Source organism: Phenylobacterium sp. (assembly GCF_030651755.1).
In the GTDB taxonomy this organism is placed as follows: domain Bacteria; phylum Pseudomonadota; class Alphaproteobacteria; order Caulobacterales; family Caulobacteraceae; genus Phenylobacterium.
In genome coordinates this window covers 1-17,174 of the sequence record NZ_JAUSBZ010000036.1, presented here as the reverse complement: position 1 = coordinate 17,174, position 17,174 = coordinate 1, and the positions used below count along the sequence as shown (strand labels likewise).

Annotated in this window: 17 protein-coding genes; 11 read left to right on the top strand and 6 right to left on the bottom strand. The window is 68.8% G+C overall.

The window, feature by feature from the left end; genetic code table 11:
• The 3 genes from Q7V15_RS02970 to rlmJ form a co-directional block, all read right to left on the bottom strand.
• A partial coding sequence (locus Q7V15_RS02970) for an AsmA family protein (RefSeq protein WP_304753737.1) occupies positions 1–1,303 on the bottom strand: 1,303 nt, incomplete at its 3' end.
• A 54-nt stretch (positions 1,304–1,357) separates the two neighbouring features.
• Positions 1,358–1,918: a sugar transferase gene (locus tag Q7V15_RS02965; protein WP_304753739.1), complete on the bottom strand. Its 561-nt coding sequence runs from the start codon at positions 1,916–1,918 to the stop codon at positions 1,358–1,360.
• Positions 1,919–2,003: 85 nt separating this feature from the next.
• On the bottom strand, positions 2,004–2,831 hold the full coding sequence (rlmJ, locus tag Q7V15_RS02960; protein ID WP_304753736.1) for a 23S rRNA (adenine(2030)-N(6))-methyltransferase RlmJ: 828 nt from the start codon (positions 2,829–2,831) through the stop codon (positions 2,004–2,006).
• Positions 2,832–2,923: 92 nt separating this feature from the next.
• Between rlmJ and Q7V15_RS02955 the strand changes: the two genes are divergently transcribed.
• Both Q7V15_RS02955 and Q7V15_RS02950 read left to right on the top strand, forming a co-directional pair.
• Entirely contained in the window at positions 2,924–3,961 is a 1,038-nt protein-coding gene (locus Q7V15_RS02955) for a DNA topoisomerase IB (protein ID WP_304753735.1), read from the top strand.
• Positions 3,962–4,153: 192 nt separating this feature from the next.
• Positions 4,154–4,558 carry a DUF4168 domain-containing protein gene (locus tag Q7V15_RS02950; RefSeq protein WP_304753733.1) on the top strand — a complete coding sequence of 135 codons (405 nt, stop codon included), beginning with the start codon at positions 4,154–4,156 and terminating at the stop codon, positions 4,556–4,558.
• Positions 4,559–4,624: 66 nt separating this feature from the next.
• On the opposite strand, the gene Q7V15_RS02945 is transcribed toward Q7V15_RS02950, so the two are convergent.
• Positions 4,625–6,613 carry a TonB-dependent receptor gene (locus Q7V15_RS02945; RefSeq protein WP_304753732.1) on the bottom strand — a complete coding sequence of 663 codons (1,989 nt, stop codon included), beginning with the start codon at positions 6,611–6,613 and terminating at the stop codon, positions 4,625–4,627.
• 126 nt (positions 6,614–6,739) lie between these two features.
• Between Q7V15_RS02945 and Q7V15_RS02940 the strand changes: the two genes are divergently transcribed.
• Both Q7V15_RS02940 and Q7V15_RS02935 read left to right on the top strand, forming a co-directional pair.
• Entirely contained in the window at positions 6,740–8,332 is a 1,593-nt protein-coding gene (locus Q7V15_RS02940; RefSeq protein WP_304753731.1) for a M10 family metallopeptidase, read from the top strand.
• Positions 8,333–8,371: 39 nt separating this feature from the next.
• Complete coding sequence (locus Q7V15_RS02935) at positions 8,372–10,732, top strand: UvrD-helicase domain-containing protein (protein WP_304753729.1); 2,361 nt, start codon at positions 8,372–8,374, stop codon at positions 10,730–10,732.
• A 6-nt stretch (positions 10,733–10,738) separates the two neighbouring features.
• Here the strand turns inward: Q7V15_RS02935 and Q7V15_RS02930 are convergent, their stop codons facing one another.
• On the bottom strand, positions 10,739–11,170 hold the full coding sequence (locus Q7V15_RS02930; RefSeq protein WP_304753728.1) for a hypothetical protein: 432 nt from the start codon (positions 11,168–11,170) through the stop codon (positions 10,739–10,741).
• A 156-nt stretch (positions 11,171–11,326) separates the two neighbouring features.
• Here Q7V15_RS02930 and Q7V15_RS02925 point away from each other — a divergent pair, with 156 nt between their 5' ends.
• The 7 genes from Q7V15_RS02925 (at position 11,327) to Q7V15_RS02895 (ending at position 16,487) form a co-directional block, all read left to right on the top strand.
• Positions 11,327–11,509 (top strand): hypothetical protein, encoded by a 183-nt coding sequence (locus Q7V15_RS02925; protein WP_304753726.1) that lies wholly within the window; start codon positions 11,327–11,329, stop codon positions 11,507–11,509.
• A gap of 46 nt (positions 11,510–11,555) precedes the next feature.
• On the top strand, positions 11,556–12,422 hold the full coding sequence (locus tag Q7V15_RS02920) for a 50S ribosomal protein L11 methyltransferase (protein ID WP_304753724.1): 867 nt from the start codon (positions 11,556–11,558) through the stop codon (positions 12,420–12,422).
• Between the two features lie 83 nt (positions 12,423–12,505).
• Entirely contained in the window at positions 12,506–12,886 is a 381-nt protein-coding gene (locus tag Q7V15_RS02915) for a hypothetical protein (RefSeq protein WP_304753722.1), read from the top strand.
• A 210-nt stretch (positions 12,887–13,096) separates the two neighbouring features.
• Positions 13,097–13,717, top strand: coding sequence for a DUF6134 family protein (locus Q7V15_RS02910; protein ID WP_304753720.1), 621 nt, complete (start codon positions 13,097–13,099; stop codon positions 13,715–13,717).
• A 70-nt stretch (positions 13,718–13,787) separates the two neighbouring features.
• Positions 13,788–14,144, top strand: a complete 357-nt coding sequence (locus Q7V15_RS02905) for a DUF6152 family protein (protein ID WP_304753718.1) — start codon at positions 13,788–13,790, stop codon at positions 14,142–14,144.
• 2 nt (positions 14,145–14,146) lie between these two features.
• Complete coding sequence (locus Q7V15_RS02900; protein WP_304753717.1) at positions 14,147–14,620, top strand: DUF6644 family protein; 474 nt, start codon at positions 14,147–14,149, stop codon at positions 14,618–14,620.
• 52 nt (positions 14,621–14,672) lie between these two features.
• Positions 14,673–16,487, top strand: a complete 1,815-nt coding sequence (locus Q7V15_RS02895; RefSeq protein WP_304753716.1) for an aminopeptidase P family protein — start codon at positions 14,673–14,675, stop codon at positions 16,485–16,487.
• 42 nt (positions 16,488–16,529) lie between these two features.
• Here the strand turns inward: Q7V15_RS02895 and Q7V15_RS02890 are convergent.
• Positions 16,530–17,174, bottom strand: a 645-nt coding sequence (locus tag Q7V15_RS02890) for a BRCT domain-containing protein (RefSeq protein ID WP_304753714.1), incomplete at its 5' end; no start/stop codon positions are given.

Below are 17,174 nucleotides of genomic sequence, written 5' to 3'. Positions count from 1 at the left end.
CGGTCAGGGGCAGGTTCGGGGCGTCGATGGCGCCCGCGCGGTAGGTCAGTTCGGCGTCCATGGAACGGATGCGCTGCAGATCCAAGGTCGCGTCCGGAAACAGGCGACGCTGGGCGCGGAGTTGCCGGGCCATCTGCTTTTGTTCTTCCGAGGCGGTCTCGCCGGGGCTGACCGAGGGGGCGCCGCCGAACACGGTGGCCAGGTCATCCAGATCCAGGCGCCGCGAGCGGAGATCGGCTGAAAGGAAGGGACGATCCCCAGAGACATCCACCCGCAGGCTGCCGGAAAGATCGCTGTCGCCCAGGGCGCCGCCGAGTCCGTCCAGGCGATAGATTTTTCCCTCGCGGATGAGCCGGCCAGAGAGCCGATACGGCGGAGTGTTGGGCAGGGCGAGCCCGGTCAAGGCGTAGATGCGCGCCAGGTCCGGCCCCTCCGCGGTCAGGTCCAGTCCGAATCGCCCGAGGTCAAAGGGTTCAGGCAGGGCGCCCTTGGCGGTCACATGGGTGGGTCCGGCACGGATATCTGCGTCGAAGGGATAGGGCTCATCGGGGTTGACGTTGATCAGCGGGCCGCCGCTGACCCGCAGGCGGAACACCTCACCGTTCAGTTCCCCGTCGCCGGAGAGGGTGAAGCCGGCGTCGCCGCCCCGGTCCTCCCGCGCCTCCACCCCGCCGGAAAAACGCAGGCCGCGACGTTCGTCGACCATCTCAAGCTGGCCCTCGTCGATGATGAAGCGACGAATGACAGGCAGGTCCAAGGGCTCATCGCTCCCGCCGGGCCGCGAGAAGTCCCAGGTGGCGCGCCCCTCGGCGTCGCGGCGCAATCGCACCACCGGCCGGGTCAACTCCAGCCGCCTCAGGATGGTGCGGCCGCGGAAGAGCGGAAGTAGCTCCATCTGGATGGTGACCCGTTCAATCTCGATCGTCCGGCCCTCCCCGGCCCAATCGGGGTCGCCGATACTGAGGGCGTTGACCGTCGCCTGCGGGCGCAGGGACCAGGGTTTGGCCTCCAGGTCGCCGGCCAGAATCACCTCGCGCCCCGTTCTGGCCGAGGCGAAGGCGCCGATCGGCCCCCTGAGGAGGTTCCAGTCGAACAACAGCAGGAAAAGTCCGATGGCCAGGGCCAGGGCGCCCACGATCCCGCCGGCCCAGAGGGCCGTCCGGCGGTAGCCCTGACGGGCCTCGGCCGTGCCGCTATGGGCGCGGGCGCGGGCGGTCCAGGCGGACATCCTGGCGCCCTGACGACCCGCCCAGGGGCGGATGGCCGCCAGGCGGCGGGACAGGTCAGGCGGGAACTGCGGCAATAGGGGGCTCCAGGTGCGTCCCTCACAACGCATGAAGCGGCCGCTAGTCTCCCCTCAGTGCGAAATCCCGCGCGCCGCAACCGCCGCGCGCAGGGTGATCAGGATGATGCGGATGTCGAAGACCAGACTGCGCCGGGCGGCGTATTCGGCGTCCAGCCGCACCTTGTCGACGATGGGCAGGTCGTCGCGGCCATTGATCTGGGCCCAGCCGGTCACCCCTGGCCTCAGGCGATGGACACCCGCGGCGGTGCGCAGCGCCACAAGGTCGTCCTGGTTGAACAGAGCCGGTCGCGGACCCACCAGGCTCATCTGGCCGATGAGCACGCTCCAGAGCTGAGGAAACTCATCCAGGCTGGTCCGGCGCAGGAGCCGTCCCAAGGGCGTGATCCATTGCTGTGGGTCATCCAGCAGGTGTGTCGCCACATCGGGGGTGTCGATCCGCATGGAGCGGAACTTGGGCATCAGGAAGAGCTCGTTGTTCCGCCCCACCCGCCGCGACCAGTGGATCGCCGGCCCCGGCGAATCCAGGCGCACCGCCACAGCGACGATCAGCAGGACCGGCCACAGGATAGCCAGGCCCGCCAGCGCCCCGGCCAGATCGAACAACCGCTTGATCAAGATATCCCGCACCTCCATTCGCCCCGGGAGCCCAGACCTATAGCGCGACAGGCGCAGACTCCAGACAGGCCAGACACGGGCCTCAGCCCAGGGACCAGACGCGACCAGCGCCGCCTTCGCCCCCGGCGGCGACCCAGGCGCAGGCCTCGGCCAGTCCAGCTTCGAGTCCCTCGGGCGCATTGATCAGCACGAGAGCGCAGCCATTCATCTTCATCGGGTCGCCGAGAGGCCGCATGCGGGTCTCGGCCACCAGGATGGAGGCCGGCTCGCAAGCGTCCTCCAGGTCGCGCAGGAAGGCGTCGAAAGTCTCGAGATCCTTCAAGGGCAGCCAGACCAGGAACGTCGTCGCCGGAGCCTTGGCCAGCACATCTTCAGCCAGGACCGCGATGCGGGCGTAGTCGTCGGCCTTTTCGAACGGCGGGTCGATCAGGATCAGATTGCGGGACCTTGGGTCGACAGACTTGGGAGCCTCGGCGAAGCCGTCCCCGCAGAGGGCGCTCACGCCCGGCTTTGCGCCCAAGACCTGGGCCAGCCGCGCGTGCTCCTCGCCCTGCATCTCGCAGGCCAGATAGGTGTCGCCGGGCCGCAGCGCCCGGGCGATCAGCCAGGGGGAGCCAGGATAGAGCCAGGGCTCGGCGCCGCCGCCATTGGCCGCGGTGACCGCCAGGGCCAGATCATCGAGGGCCTTGGGTCGGTCGCTCGCGGCCATCATCCGCATCACGCCGGCCTGCGCCTCGCCGGAACGCTGGGCCTGAGGCCCCCGGAGGTCGTAGAGCCCCGACCCCGCATGGGTGTCGACGATGTGAAGCGCCCCCCTCTCGGCCGTCAGCGCGGCCAGCAACTGCAACAGGGCGGCGTGCTTGACCAGGTCGGCGAAGTTTCCGGCATGGAAGGCGTGGCGGTAGTTCAAGGCGGCCTCGGGGGCAGGATGAGGAACTCGCCGCTCTCCTAGCACGTTGCTCGCGCGCTCCGGACCTACCGGTGTGAGGCTTGAGACTGGCCATGCCCAAAGACGTCGCCCACCCGTCCGAGCCTCTGGACTTCGGTCTGGTCTATGTGAACGCCGACGACCCGGGCCTCACCCGAAGGGGAGGTCCCAGCGGTTTCCGCTACATGGACGCCAAGGGCGAGCCGGTCACTGACAGACCGACCCTGGCGCGCATAGAGGCCCTGGTCATCCCCCCGGCCTGGACAGAGGTCTGGATCTGCCCCAGCGGCCGGGGCCACATCCAGGCGGTGGGGCGCGACCAACGGGGGCGGCGGCAGTATCGCTATCACGACAAGTGGCGCATCGCCCGGGACCTGGCCAAGTTCGAACGCCTGACGGCCTTCGGGCGCGCCCTCCCCCGCCTGCGCCGGCGAGTGGAGGCCGATCTTGGGCGACGGGGGCTGCCCCGGGAAAAGGTGCTGGCCGCCGTCGTGCGCCTGCTGGAGACCACCCTCATCCGGGTGGGCAATGACGAGTACGCCCGGACCAACAAAAGCTATGGCCTGACCACCCTGCGCAACCGGCACGCCAGCATCAGCAGCCGGGGCGCGGTCTTCCGCTTCCGGGGCAAGGGCGGCAAGGACCACGAGACCGGCTTTCAGGACCGACGCCTGGCCCGGGTGGTCAAGTCCTGCCAGGAGCTGCCGGGCCAGAGGTTGTTCCAGTATCTGGACGAGGACGGCGTCCGCCACGCCGTGGAGTCCGCCGACGTGAACGCCTATCTGCGCGAGGCGACCGGTCTGGACATCTCGGCCAAGGACTTTCGCACCTGGGCCGCCACGGTCTCGGCCGCCCGCGCCCTGGCCGGGAGTCGGGCCGGATCGGCTTCGGAAGGCAAGAGGACCGTGGCCACCTGCGTCAAGGCGGTGTCGGCGCTGCTGGGCAATACGCCCGCAGTCTGCCGTCGCGCCTATATCCATCCGTGGGTGCTTGAGGCCTTCGAAGCCGGCGCCCTGCCCTTGCGGGCGACGGGCGACCAGCGACGATTTGAACTGGCGGTCATCCGGTTTCTGGAGGCCGCCCCGACCCCAGATGATCCCCGGCGGGGCTGATTTTTGCATCAAAGGACGAACAAATTTTCGTCAGAATGGCGGGGCGGGACCGACAGTCATACTGTTTTTATTGTCTTTATAATCGCCTCTTATTCGACGAATTATTTCGATATAAGAACCTTATTGCATAGGCGTCGGTGTCGCCCCCTCGCGGTGGCCGGGCTCATGTTTCGACTGCAAGGAAGGATTGTAATGCGTCATCGCCTCCCCACCCTCGTCGCGGCCAGCACCGCTCTCGCCCTCGGCGCCGCCTCCATGGCCCATGCTCAGGCGGACGCCGCCGCCGCGCCAGCCGAGCCGGCCGCCGAGGCCACGGCCGCGATCAGCGATGATCAGGTCAACAGCTTCGCCCTGGCCATGAATGCGGTCAGCACCCTCAATCAAGAATACGCCGCCAAGATTCAGGCGGCTCCGGACGACGCGGCCCGCACCCAGATCCAGCAGGAAGCCGCGACCGAGATGACCGCGGCGGTGGAGAAGGCTGGCATCAGCCCCACCGAGTACAATCAGATCGCCCAGGCCGCGCAGGCTGACGAGGACCTTCGCGCCCGGATTGGCGCGGCCATGCAGGCCAACGGCATCTCGCCGGCCAGCTAATCGCCGACCAGCGGCAGCGCACGATCATCGCCGAGGCCCCTGGTCTCGGCGATTTTCTTTGTCCGGCTAACGACGCAGGCTGTAGCCGATGCGCAGGGTGCGGGGCGCCCCCAGGGTGATCAGGCCGTCCCCGGCCCGGGCGGCCTCAATGTCTGCGTCGAGGACATTGTCGGCGGCCAGGTAGAGGTCGGCGCCCGGGGCCAGGCGCCAGGCCGCCCGCAGATCAAGGGTGGTCGCCGCCCCGAGGACGCGGGTGTTGAGGTCGTCCTCATAGCGACGCCCCTCATGCCGGATCTGCGCCGAGAAGCGAAGGAAGTCCGCGGCCCGCCAGTCGAGGCCCAGGGTCGCGGCGAACTTTGGCGTCTGGGCCGGGCGAAGGCCGGTGAGCTGCGGGGCTGCGCCGCCGCCATCGACCTCGGCCCGGGTCGCCACGGCCGCGGCGCGAATCTGAACGGGTCCAAGGTCGCCCGCCGCCGAGAGCTCAAGGCCCAGGGCCTCGATCACCCCGGCGTTCTGGCGCTGTCGCAGGACGCCGCCCGCCGGAATGAAGCCGGCGATGGGAAAGGTCCCCGGCCCCTGTCCGATGGTCACATTGGTGATCGGGTCCTCCAGGCGATTGAAGAACACGGTCGCTGACCAGGCCATGACTCCATCGCCGCCCATTCCGGCCTCCACCCCGAACAGCCGCTCCGGCTCCAGCTCAGGATTGGCCTCTGTGATGTCATTGCCGACCCGGAACGGACGGTGAAGCTCGTTCAATGTCGGGGGCCGAAACCCTGCATAGGCCGCCCCGCGGAGATAGAGCGCCTCGCTGAGCGCCAATCGCGCCCCGAGGCGGGCGGTGGGGGTGGTCCCCGAGGCGTCTGGGGCGCGGGCGTCCAGAACCACAGCCCCGCCGTCCAGGTCGCGCTCGATCCGGCGGGCCTCCCGGGCCGACCATCCGTCCAGCCGAACGCCGCCGGTGAGCAGCAGGCCTTCGCGGTCATGGGTGACTTCGCCATAGGCGCCGCCCACCAGGGTGCGGCCGCCGGCCACCCGGCCGCGGGTGAAACCACCGCCAAGATCCCGGAAGAACTCCCGGGTCTCGCCATCGGTGACCCGAACATCGCCGCCCACCTCCCAGATCCAGGCTCCAGACGCCTGGCGCCAGGCCGCATTCACCCCATAGCCCAGGGCCGGCGTCGCGAGCTGTTGCGCCGCCGGGCGGCTGCTGGCGCGGGTGGCGTCCACGGCGGCGAACCGGTTCTTCAGATCACTGGACCGCAGCCAGGCCTGGGCGCGCCATCCCCCAGCGCCCGAGGCGTCGGGCTGGGCCAGGGAGAGGGTGGCCGAGCCGCCGCTGGCTTCGGAGCCAACGCCCGCGACCCCGCCGCCGCGACGTTCCTCGAAGGCCTCCAAGCGGAAGGCGGCCCGCACCCCCGCCACCTCGCCCTGCAGCCGGGCGGCGGCGGAAACCTGGTTGAGTCCGGCCGGTTGATCGACGGCCCCGCGCCCCGGCCCCCGTATCGGCGTATAGCCCTCGGTGGTCGAACCGGAGACGACAGCCAGCAGATTGGCCGTTCCAAAAGCCGCGGCGACCCGCTGGGTCCCTCGGGAGCCGGTGGAGACATCCAGGGCCGAAAGCCCCTCTTGCGGATCCCGCTCGGTCAGGGCGACCACGCCCGTCAGGGCGCCAGCCCCATAGGGACCTGCCCCTGCGCCCTTGATGATCTGGGCCTCGGCCAGGCCTTCAGGCGGCAAGGCCGACCAGATGACCCAGCCCCCGAAGGGATCATTCTGCGGCGCGCCATCCAGGGTCACCAGGGTGCGCCCGGCGCCGGACGGGGCTATGGCCCGCAGGGACAGACCCTGGATGGTCGGATTGGCCACTTCGCTGCCGGTGCGCCGAAACAGCGCCACCCCCGGCTCCCCCCGCAGGGCCTCGTCGAGGCGAGGCGCCTCGGCCAGGGCCTCGCCCCCCAGGCGGACGATCGCAAAAGCCCGGTCGGCGGGGCTGGGCGCCAGCCGCGGGGCGGTGACCTGCACTTCGTCGATCAGGGGCGGCAGGTCGGACATCAGGGCCTCATTCGGTTGGCGACGGCGTCACAACTGAGTGACCACGGCGCACAGTCGGCGATTCTTAACGGGCTGGCGTCCAAGCTAGGATATCGAAGTGGTTCAATTCCCAGCCCGTGATCGATCATGGCCACCCCAGACGCCGCCAGCATCATCTCCAGCCTGCTCACCGCCACCCGATGGTGGGGCGGTTCGACCATCACCTACAGCATCCCGCGGGAGGGATCGACCTGGCCCGGCTATGGGCCGACCGAGGAGCCGAACATCCCGGGCTATGGCGTGCTCAACGGCGCCCAGGGCCTGCGCCTGAACGCAGCGGTGGAGACCTGGGACAAGCTGATCGCCCGCCAGTTCGTCCAGACCGATGACGTCAGCGCCCCGGGCCAGATCCGCGTCGCCTTCACAGACGTCTCGGACGCCGATGAGGACCATGACGGGGGGACCTCCTGGGGTTTCGCCTACTATCCCCCCAGCTATGGCTCAGCCGGACTCGCCTATATGGGCGACATCTGGATCAGCAAGGACAAGATGGGCTCGGACTTCGCCGCTGGCGGATATGATTTCAGCGCCCTGATCCATGAACTTGGCCACGCCATCGGCCTCAAGCACCCGTTCGAGGACGGGGCGGTCCTGCCCACGGCCTATGACACCACGCGCTACACGGTGATGTCCTACACCGAGGCGGTCGACAGCCTGCACTGGGTGGCGACGGCGACCGCCACCGGCGTGCGGATCACGCCCACCCGGGTGGCCCCTGAGACGCCCATGGTGTTCGACATCCTCGCCGTCCAGGCCCGCTATGGCGCCGACCCGACGACAGCGACAGGAAACACCACCTATAGCTGGGACCAGAACCGCCCCTTCTTCCAGTCCATCTATGATGCTGGCGGCATCGACACCTTCGACCTGTCGAACCACACCCGCGGTTCCGTGATCGACCTGACCCCTGGCGCCTATTCCTCCATCGCCCAGTTCTCGGCCGAGGCTCAGATCGCCGAGATGCTGGTGCGCTTTCCGTGGGCGCACGCCTTCTTCAACGAACACATTCTGGATCCGGAGACCTATACCTGGACCGATAATCTGGGCATCGCCTACAACACGGTGATCGAGAACGTCATCGGCGGCTCCGGCGCCGACACGATCCTGGGCAACAGCGCCAATAACGAAATCCGCGGCGGGGATGGGCGCAGCTATCTGCGCGGATTTGACGGAAACGACCAGATCTGGGGCGGCCGCGACTTTGATGACCTGCACGGCAATGCCGGCAACGACACCCTGTGGGGCGGCGGCGGCGATGACTGGGTGGTCGGCGGCAAGGACAATGACCTGCTGCACGGTGAGGCCGGCGACGACATCGTCTATGGCAATCTCGGCAATGACACCGGCTATGGCGGCGACGGCAATGACCTGATCCGCGGCGGCCAGGGGGACGACGTCCTCTTTGGCGGGCCGGGAAACGACTGGATCTCCGGTGACCGGGGCAATGACACGATCAGCGGCGGTCCGGGCGCCGACATCTTCAACACCTTTGGCGAGGCCGGGATTGACCGGGTGCTGGACTTCAACAGCGCCGAGGGCGACCGGGTGCGCTTCGATCCCGGCACGACCTGGACCCTGGGCTTTTCTGGCTCTGACACGGTGATCGACATGGTCGGCGGCGCCCAGATGATCCTGGTGGGGGTGACCGCGGCCACCTTGGGCGACTGGATGCTCGCCTGAGGTCTTAAGCCGGCACCAGCGTGTGCTACATACGTTCTCATGTCTGCGCCTGAATCAGTCCCCGTTCCCGCCCCGAAGATCAGCGACCTGGCCCGCGTGGGCGGGCCTGGCCATGCGCCCGACTATCTGAAGGGGCTGAACCCCGAGCAGCGGGAGGCCGTGGAGACGGTGGAGGGGCCCGTCCTGGTCCTGGCCGGGGCCGGCACCGGCAAGACCCGGGTGCTGACCACGCGGCTGGCGCACATCCTGGCGACGGGCCGCGCCAAGCCCTGGGAGCTGTTGGCCGTCACCTTCACCAACAAGGCCGCCCGGGAGATGCGCGAGCGGATCGCCGCCATCATCGGCCCCCAGGCCGAGGGCCTGCGCTGGCTGGGCACCTTCCACTCGGTCGCCGCCCAGATCCTGCGCCGCCACGCCGAGCTGGTGGGCCTGAAATCCAGCTACACCATCCTCGACACCGACGATCAGGAACGGCTGCTCAAGCAACTTCTGGAAGCCGAGAACATCGACTCCAAACGCTGGACCGCCAAGGCCCTGGCCGGGCTGATCGACCATTGGAAGAACCGCGGCTGGACGGCGGACCGCCTGCCCCCGGCCGAGGGCGCGGCCTTCGCCAACAATCGCGGCCAGGCGCTCTACCGGCTCTATCAGGAGCGGCTGCGGGTGCTGAACGCCTGCGACTTCGGCGACCTGCTCTTGCACAACATCACCATCTTCACCTCGCAGCCTGACGTCCTGGCCGAGTATCACGACCGCTTCAAGTTCATCCTGGTGGACGAGTATCAGGACACCAATGTCGCCCAGTATCTGTGGCTGCGCCTGCTGGCCCAGAAGCGCCAGAACGTCTGCTGCGTCGGCGACGACGATCAGTCGATCTATGGCTGGCGCGGCGCCGAGGTGGACAACATCCTACGCTTCGAGCGGGACTTTCCAGGCTCGAAAGTCATCCGGCTGGAGCGCAATTATCGCTCCACCAGCCACATCCTGGGGGCGGCCTCAGGACTGATCGCCACCAACAAGTCCCGCCTGGGCAAGACCCTGTGGACCGAAGCCGACGGCGGCGACAAGGTGGTGGTCCGCGGGGTCTGGGACGGCGAGGCCGAGAGCCGGCTGATCGCCGACGAGATCGAGCGGGCCCGCAAAGGGTCAACCGAGCGCGATCCGCGCCCTTACAAGCACATGGCCATCCTGGTGCGGGCCTCGTTCCAGATGCGCGCCTTCGAAGAGCGGTTCGTCCTGCTGCAGATCCCCTACACGGTGGTGGGCGGACCGCGCTTCTTCGAGCGGGCCGAGATCCGCGACGCCCACGCCTATCTGCGGCTGATCCAGTCCGAGGACGATGACCTGGCCTTCGAGCGGATCGTCAATGTGCCCAAGCGCGGCATCGGCGAGACCACGGTCCAGAAGCTGCTGCAGATCGCCCGGCTGAACGGCGTCTCGGCCGCGACCGCAGCGCGGCAGATCGTGCTGACCGATGAACTGGCCGCCCGCACCCGCACCTCGCTGGCCAACTTCCTGCGCGACCTGGACCGCTGGCGGGCGCAGGGGGAGACCCTGCATCACAGCCGCCTGACCGAGATGGTGCTGGAGGAGAGCGGCTATACCGACGCCCTGCGCCTGGACAAGACGCCGACGGCCCAGACCCGCCTGGAGAACCTCAAGGAACTCGTCCAGTCCATGGGGAATTTCGAGACGCTCGGCGCCTATCTGGAGCACGTCTCCCTGGTCATGGACCTCGACCGTGGGGCCGGCGAGGACGCCGTGCAGATCATGACCCTGCACTCGGCCAAGGGCCTGGAGTTTCCGCTGGTCTTCCTGCCCGGCTGGGAGGAAGGCGTCTTTCCCTCGCAGCGCTCCATGGACGAGAGCGGCGAGAAGGGTCTCGAGGAGGAACGGCGCCTGGCCTATGTGGGGATCACGCGGGCCCGCGAGCAGGCCCACGTCTCCTTCGCCGCCAACCGCCAGGTCTATGGCCGCTGGACCAGCCAGCTGCCCTCACGCTTCATCGATGAGCTGCCCATCGCCCATGTGGAGGCCGCCTCCGACACCGGATATTACGGCGGCGGTCCGGGCATGCAGCAGCACGGCAGCCGCTGGGACGAGAGCCCCAGCTTCGGCTCAGGCTATTCCTCACCAGGCTGGCGGCGCGCCCAGGACCGCGGCTATCAGGGCAGCCATCCGGGCCGCCAGCAGGTGATCGAGGGCGAAGGCCGCTTGGTCGCCGTCTCCGACCCATCGGCCTCCAGCAGCGCCTTTTCCCGCGGCGACCGGGTGTTCCACCAGAAGTTCGGCTACGGCCAGGTCCGCACCATCGAGGGCAACAAGCTCACCGTCGCCTTCGACAAGGCCGGCGACAAGAAGGTCATCGACTCCTTCGTCGAGAAGGCCCCGGCCGCCTGATCGGCCTCAGCGCCAGGGCTCGCCCTTGCGCCGCGCCAGGAAGCCAGCCAGCACCGCGACGCCGCCGGCCAGCAGGGCCGCAGCCCCACCCACCACGGCGGTGGGCACGACAAGCTTAGCCCGCTGAGCAGGTTTCGCCTCAGGGGCGGTCGGCGCCTGCGCCTCAGCCACCGGCGCGGCCGGGGCGCTCGTCGGCGCGTCCTGAGCGCGGGCAAAGACGACGGTCTCCGCGGCGCGGTCAAGATCGAGCACCCGCCAGCCAGGTTCGGTCCAGGCGCTGTGGTGAGACTTCTCCCCGCCCCGCCACCAGGCGTTCTGCTCTCGGGCGCTCTTGGGCAGGGGAAAGCCCAGCAGCTTCTCCAGCTCGGCGAAACTCGCTGTCCAATGGTCAGCCTCATGCTGCGCCAAGCGTTGGGACAAGGGTTTGTACTTGCTCATCAGACTCCTCCTGCGCCCGAGCCTAACACGACATTGTTCTGCGTGGGTCGCTCCCGCCCCGACCCGGCGCCACGATTTGAGCGGACGCAGGCCTGACCGCTTCCCTGTGAAACCCTCTCGCGCCTGATGCGCTTTAGGCCGCGCAAGGAGGCGCAGATGAAGTCACTGTTTCACGGCATCACCGTCGCGGCGGCCAGCGGCCTGCTGCTGGGCGCGGCGTTCAAGCCGGACATCACCTTTGACGAAGCGGTTCTGGGCCCGCAGATTCTTCACGCCGCCGGCGCCTCCGCCCCTGACGCGCCGCAGCCCGTGGAGATGGCGGCCCTGGGCCCCTCCTAGTTCCTTCCCCCTCGCTATCTGCGTCATGCGCCTCTAGAGGAGGCGCATGACGCACGACGCTGTTCAGATCATCGCCCGGGGGCCCCGGGCGGTCGCCGAAGCCGCCGCCGAGGCCATTGACGCCCATCTGGGCCTGGAGGCCGTGACCTACTCCATCCTGGAGGAGGACGAGGATCGCGACGTCTGGCGCATCGACGCCTTCCCCACCGAGACGGTTGAGGCCGACGCCCTTCGTCAGGTTCTGGGGGAATACGACGGCCTGTCGGTCAGCACCGAAGTTCTGGCCGATGCTGACTGGCTGGCCATGGCCCTGTCTGGCCTGCCGCCGGTGCGGGCCGGGCGCTTCTTTATCTACGGCGCTCATGACCGGGGCCTGGCGCCGGTCAATGCGGTCAACCTTCGGATCGAGGCCGGGGCGGCTTTTGGCACCGGCCATCACGGCACCACCGTTGGCTGCCTTCTGGCCTATGACGCTCTGCTCAAGCGGGGTCGCTACGACCGGGTGCTGGACGTAGGCGCAGGCACCGGCGTCCTCGCCATCGCCGCGGCCAAGACCGGGTCGCCGGTAGCTGTGGGCACCGATATCGACCGGCCCTCGGTTCGGATCTCGCGGGAAAACGCCGTTCTGAACCAGGCCCGCGCCCGTTTCGTCCACGCCTCGGGCCTTGGCCACCGCCTGGTGCGCGCTCACGCCCCCTATGATCTGGTCTTCGCCAACATCCTGGCCGCCCCGCTGGTCATGCTGTCCCAGGACATCAAGGGCGCCCTCCGCCCCGGGGGCGTGGCCATACTCTCGGGCCTCTTGCGATCCCAGGCCCGGCGGGTGCTGGCCGCCTATCGCAGCCGCGGGTTTATCCTGGTTCGCCGGCTCAACCGCGACGCCTGGAGCACCCTGGTCCTGCGTCGCAACTAGGCTGACCGGAACCCTAAACGGACGAACCACGTTCTCAAGCTCGGCAGCAGGCAACAACCGCTCTGCCCGAGGAGAACAAATCAATGACCTATGATCCGAACACCCCGCGCACTGACGCCCCCCCTCCCCAACGTGAGGTCGTCCAAAAGAGCGGCAACGCCACCGGCTGGTGGGTGGCGGGCATTGTCGCCATCGTCGCCCTGGTGGGCATGTTCTTCGTCTTCGGCAATAACGGCGCCGACGACATGGACCTGGAGGCCGCCCGGGACACCGGCCGCGCTGAGGCGATGATCGACAACGCCGCTCAGAGCGCTCAGAACGCCGCGTCCGAGGCCGCTGAAAGCTCGCGCGCCGCCGCCGACAGTGTCGCCGCCAGCGCAGAAGCCGCGGCTGACCGCACCGCCGCCGCGACCCAGGACGCCGCCGACAGCGCTTCCGACGCGGTTGACCGCACCGGCATGTAAGCCAGGTCCACGGCTTGATTGATCAGATGAGGGCGGCTCCGGCGGAGCCGCCCTCTTTTTCTGGGGTCCGCCGCACGCGCCGCCGCACCGGACGCGACGCATCTTCCCCCACCGGCCCGCCGTACACTCGTTGTAACGTCCCTGGACGCGAACCTTGGAGGCCTGTCCTTGAACCCGGTTGACCGTCGAGACCTGAGCCGAAGAACTCTGATGGCCGTTGGATTCAGCGTCATGGTCGCGCCCACCGCCTTTGCCGCCGTTCCGGGCAGCGGCCGGCTCGCCTTTGCGGTCTTTCGCGGCAAGGACAAGGTGGGCGAACACGTCATGCGGTTCAGCCGTAGCGGATCAGCCCTGCTGGTCAGCACCGAGGTCGAGATGCGGGTGAGGCTGGGACCCATCCCGGTCTTTCGCTACGCCCATACCGCCACCGAACGCTGGCAGGGCGACAACTTCACCAGCCTCTCCACCCGTACCGACACCAATGGCAAGGTCGAGCAGGTGACAGCCGAGGCGAGCGGGTCCGGCGTCGCGATTGAAGGCCCTGACGGACGGCTGACGGCCCCCGCCTCGGCCGCGCCCCTCACCCACTGGAACGCCGCAGCCCTGGAACGCCCGCTGTTCAATCCGCAGCTGGGCAAGATCATGAAGGTGCGGACAGCGCAGGCCGGCCGGGAGACCGTCAGTCTCGCCGACGGCGGCTCCATCCCGGCCACCCGCTGGACCATCCGCGGCGAGGCCGAGATCGACAACTGGTACGACTCGGCGGGCGCGTGGGCGGGGCTGCGGGGGAAGCTGGAGGACGGCTCCACCATGATCTACCGGCGGCTCTAACCTTCACGGCTGATTGAACCCGAGGGGGCTGAAACCTCGTTAGGCTTTGCACGACGAACTGGAGGACACCATGCGCAAGACTCTGATGATCGCTGCGGCGGCCCTCGCCCTGGCCGCAGCCCCATCCGCCAGCCTCGCCCACCATGGCTGGAGCTCCTATGACGCCAGCGAACTGGTGCGGGTGACCGCGCCCCGTTCCGACGTGTCCTGGGGAAATCCCCATGGCGCCGCCAAGGTCGTCCATGAGGGCAAGACCTGGGACGTGATCCTGGCGCCCGTCTCGCGGATGGAGGCTCGCGGCCTGACCCGCGACATGCTCGGACCGGGCAAGACCGTCACCCTGGAGGGCTATGTCCGCCGGGACGGCACGGCTGAAATGCGGCTTGAGCGCATCCGGGCCGAAGGCAAGACCGTCGAGCTGCGCTAGGCGTGGAGGCCCTGGCCGCCCTGCTGGAGGCGTCGGCCCTGGGGCAGTGGGCGCGTGGCTCGGCCTACGCCTATCCCATCGCCAATGTCGCCCATCTGCTCGGACTTGTTCTCCTGGTGGGCGGGATCGGGGTCGTCGATCTTAGACTGGCTGGGTTTCTGCGCCGCCTGCCTGCCGAGGCCCTGACCCAGACCTTGACCCCCTTCGCCCTGGCCGGCCTGGGCGTCCTCCTGGCCAGCGGGCTGGTGATGTTCGCCGCGGACGCTGGTCCTATGGTCAGTTCCAACGTTTTTCGCGCCAAGATGGCCCTGCTCGCCCTGGGCCTGGCCCACGCCCTCGCCTTTCGAGCCATCTGGCGATCCAGGATGGCGGGATGGGACGCCGCGCCCCCGATGGCGGGCCGGATGATGGCCCTGACCTCTCTCGCCATATGGCTCAGTGTCGGCGCGCTGGGACGGCTGATCGCCTACGCCTGAACCCTGCACGATCCCCATGGCGCTTAGGCGCGGCCGGGCTTATTTCTAGGTTATGCGCCAGACCTTTGATGAGACGACCGAGCGCGCCTTCGGCGCCCGCCACCTGCCCCTGATCCGCCAGGCCATGGCCGAGCAGAAGCTGGACGGCTTTCTTGTCCCCCATGAGGACGAGCACCAGAACGAATACCTGCCCGAGGCCAACGACCGGCTGGCCTGGGCCACCGGCTTCACCGGCTCGGCCGGGGCGGCGGTGATCCTGAAGGACAAGGCCGCCGTCTTCGTCGATGGCCGCTACACCCTGCAGGTCCGCGACCAGGTCGATGAGAGTCTGTTCGAAATCCGCGACCTGGTGGAAGGCGGCGTGCCCGCCTATCTGGAGAGCGCCGCGGCCAAGGGCCAGGCGATCGGCTATGATCCTCGCCTGCACAGCCCCGACGGTCTGGCCCGGGTGCGCGCCGCCGTCGAGAAGGCCGGCGCGGAGCTGAAGCCGGTCGAGCAGAATCCCCTCGACGCGGCCTGGGGAACGGCCCGTCCGCCCCAGCCCCAGGCGCCTGTGGTTCCCCACCCGCTGGACTATGCCGGCGAAGACTCCGCGGAAAAGCGCGCCCGGGTCGGCCAGGCCCTGGCGGCCAAGGACGCCCAGGCCGCGGTGATCACCGCCCCGGCCTCCATCGCCTGGCTGTTCAACATCCGCGGCGGCGACGTGATCCGCAGCCCCCTGCCGCTGGCCCAGGCCATCCTGGACGCCAGCGGCCGGGCGCGGCTGTTTCTTGATCCGGTGAAGGTCAGCCCCGACCTGCCGGCCTGGCTCGGAAATGAGGTCAGCCTGGAGAACCCGGACGACCTGCCTGCGGCCCTGGCGGAGCTGAAGGGCCAGAAGGTGCTGGTGGATCCTGGGCAGTCCTCGGCCTGGTACTTCGACGCCCTGGACGCCGCAGGCGCCCAGACGATCCGCGCCGACGACCCCTGCGCCCTGCCCCGGGCCTGCAAGAACACCGTCGAGATCGAGGGCGCCCGCAAGGCCCATGTGCGCGACGGCGGGGCGCTGGCCCGCTTCCTCCACTGGCTGGCCACCGAAGCCCAGACCAGCCTGCCCGACGAAAAGACCGTGGTGCAGACCCTGGAGGGCTTCCGCGAGGCGACAGGCGCGCTGAAGGACCTGTCCTTCGACACTATCGCCGGGGCGGCGTCGAACGGCGCCATCGTCCACTACCGGCCCACTGAGCGGTTGAACAAGCGCACGGAGGCCGGCTCCCTGCTGCTGGTGGATTCCGGCGGCCAGTATCTGGACGGCACCACCGATGTGACCCGCACCGTGGCCATCGGCGAGCCCAGCCGCGAAATGGCCGAACGCTTCACCCTGGTGCTGAAGGGCCATCTGGCCCTGGCCCATATCCGGTTCCCGGCCGGGACAAGCGGCTCAGCGCTCGACGTCCTGGCCCGCGCGCCGCTCTGGATGGCCGGCCTCGACTACGACCACGGCACAGGCCACGGGGTCGGCAGCTATCTCGGCGTCCATGAAGGCCCACAGCGGATCTCGAAAGCGCCCAACAGCGTCGCCCTGCAGCCCGGCATGATCGTCTCCAACGAACCCGGCTACTACAAGACCGGCGCCTACGGCATCCGCATCGAAAACCTGCAGTTCGTCACGGCCGCCGACGAGATCGACGGCGGCGAACGCCCCATGCTCGGCTTCGAAACCCTGACGCTGGCGCCCATCGACCGCCGGCTGATCGTCGTCGAGATGCTGAGCGCGCAGGAACGCGCCCAGATGGACGCCTATCACGCCCGGGTGCTGCGCGAGATCGCACCGCTGGTGGACGGCGAGGTCGCCGCCTGGCTGGAAGAGGTCTGTGCGCCGCTCTAGGGCGCTCTCCTAAAGCGCCGTCACCCTGGGCCTTGCGCGCCCCTACCCCTGGCCCACCAGCTTCAGCCAGTCGTCCTCGGTGATCACCTCGATGCCGAGGTCTGTGGCGGTCTTCAGCTTTGAGCCCGCCCCGGGACCGGCGACCACCAGGTTGGTCTTCTTCGACACCGAGCCAGAGACCTTGGCGCCCAGGGCCTCGGCCTGGGCCTTGGCCTCGTCGCGGGTCATCTTCTCCAGGGCGCCGGTGAAGACGATGGTCTTGCCGGCCACCGCGGTGTCGGTCTTCGGCCGCGCGGCGGTCTGGACCTGGAGCTCGGCCAGCAGGTGATCGACCATGGCCAGGTTGTGATCCTCGCCGAAGAAGCCCGCGATCATGCTGGCGGCTACCGGCCCGACCCCGTCGACGGCGGCCAGCTCGCCAAATTCTTCCCCCGGGGCCTGGGCCACGGCGGTCCTCGCCGCGGCCTCGAAGGCGGCCCAGTCGGCGAACCGTCGCCCCAGTGCTTCACGAGCGGTCTTATTCAGCTTGGGCAGGCTGGTCTTCAGCCGCGTGTCGAAACTCGCCCCCCCAGGCAGCAGAACCTCATGGGGGGCGGAGGCCCAGGCCAGGATCGCTTCGAGCGCCGTGGGTCCCACCCCGTCCAGCTGGGAGAATTGGTCATGCGCCGCGCCAGCTCGCTGGGCGGC

Excerpts from the sequence above, each read along its gene's own strand:
- Q7V15_RS02955 (WP_304753735.1), top strand. The coding sequence starts at position 2,924 with ATGCCCAAAGACGTCGCCCACCCGTCCGAGCCTCTGGACTTCGGTCTG.
- Q7V15_RS02950 (WP_304753733.1), top strand. The coding sequence starts at position 4,154 with ATGCGTCATCGCCTCCCCACCCTCGTCGCGGCCAGCACCGCTCTCGCC.
- Q7V15_RS02945 (WP_304753732.1), bottom strand. The coding sequence starts at position 6,613 with ATGTCCGACCTGCCGCCCCTGATCGACGAAGTGCAGGTCACCGCCCCG.
- Q7V15_RS02940 (WP_304753731.1), top strand. The coding sequence starts at position 6,740 with ATGGCCACCCCAGACGCCGCCAGCATCATCTCCAGCCTGCTCACCGCC.
- Q7V15_RS02935 (WP_304753729.1), top strand. The coding sequence starts at position 8,372 with ATGTCTGCGCCTGAATCAGTCCCCGTTCCCGCCCCGAAGATCAGCGAC.
- Q7V15_RS02930 (WP_304753728.1), bottom strand. The coding sequence starts at position 11,170 with ATGAGCAAGTACAAACCCTTGTCCCAACGCTTGGCGCAGCATGAGGCT.
- Q7V15_RS02925 (WP_304753726.1), top strand. The coding sequence starts at position 11,327 with ATGAAGTCACTGTTTCACGGCATCACCGTCGCGGCGGCCAGCGGCCTG.
- Q7V15_RS02920 (WP_304753724.1), top strand. The coding sequence starts at position 11,556 with ATGACGCACGACGCTGTTCAGATCATCGCCCGGGGGCCCCGGGCGGTC.
- Q7V15_RS02915 (WP_304753722.1), top strand. The coding sequence starts at position 12,506 with ATGACCTATGATCCGAACACCCCGCGCACTGACGCCCCCCCTCCCCAA.
- Q7V15_RS02910 (WP_304753720.1), top strand. The coding sequence starts at position 13,097 with ATGGCCGTTGGATTCAGCGTCATGGTCGCGCCCACCGCCTTTGCCGCC.
- Q7V15_RS02905 (WP_304753718.1), top strand. The coding sequence starts at position 13,788 with ATGCGCAAGACTCTGATGATCGCTGCGGCGGCCCTCGCCCTGGCCGCA.
- Q7V15_RS02895 (WP_304753716.1), top strand. The coding sequence starts at position 14,673 with ATGCGCCAGACCTTTGATGAGACGACCGAGCGCGCCTTCGGCGCCCGC.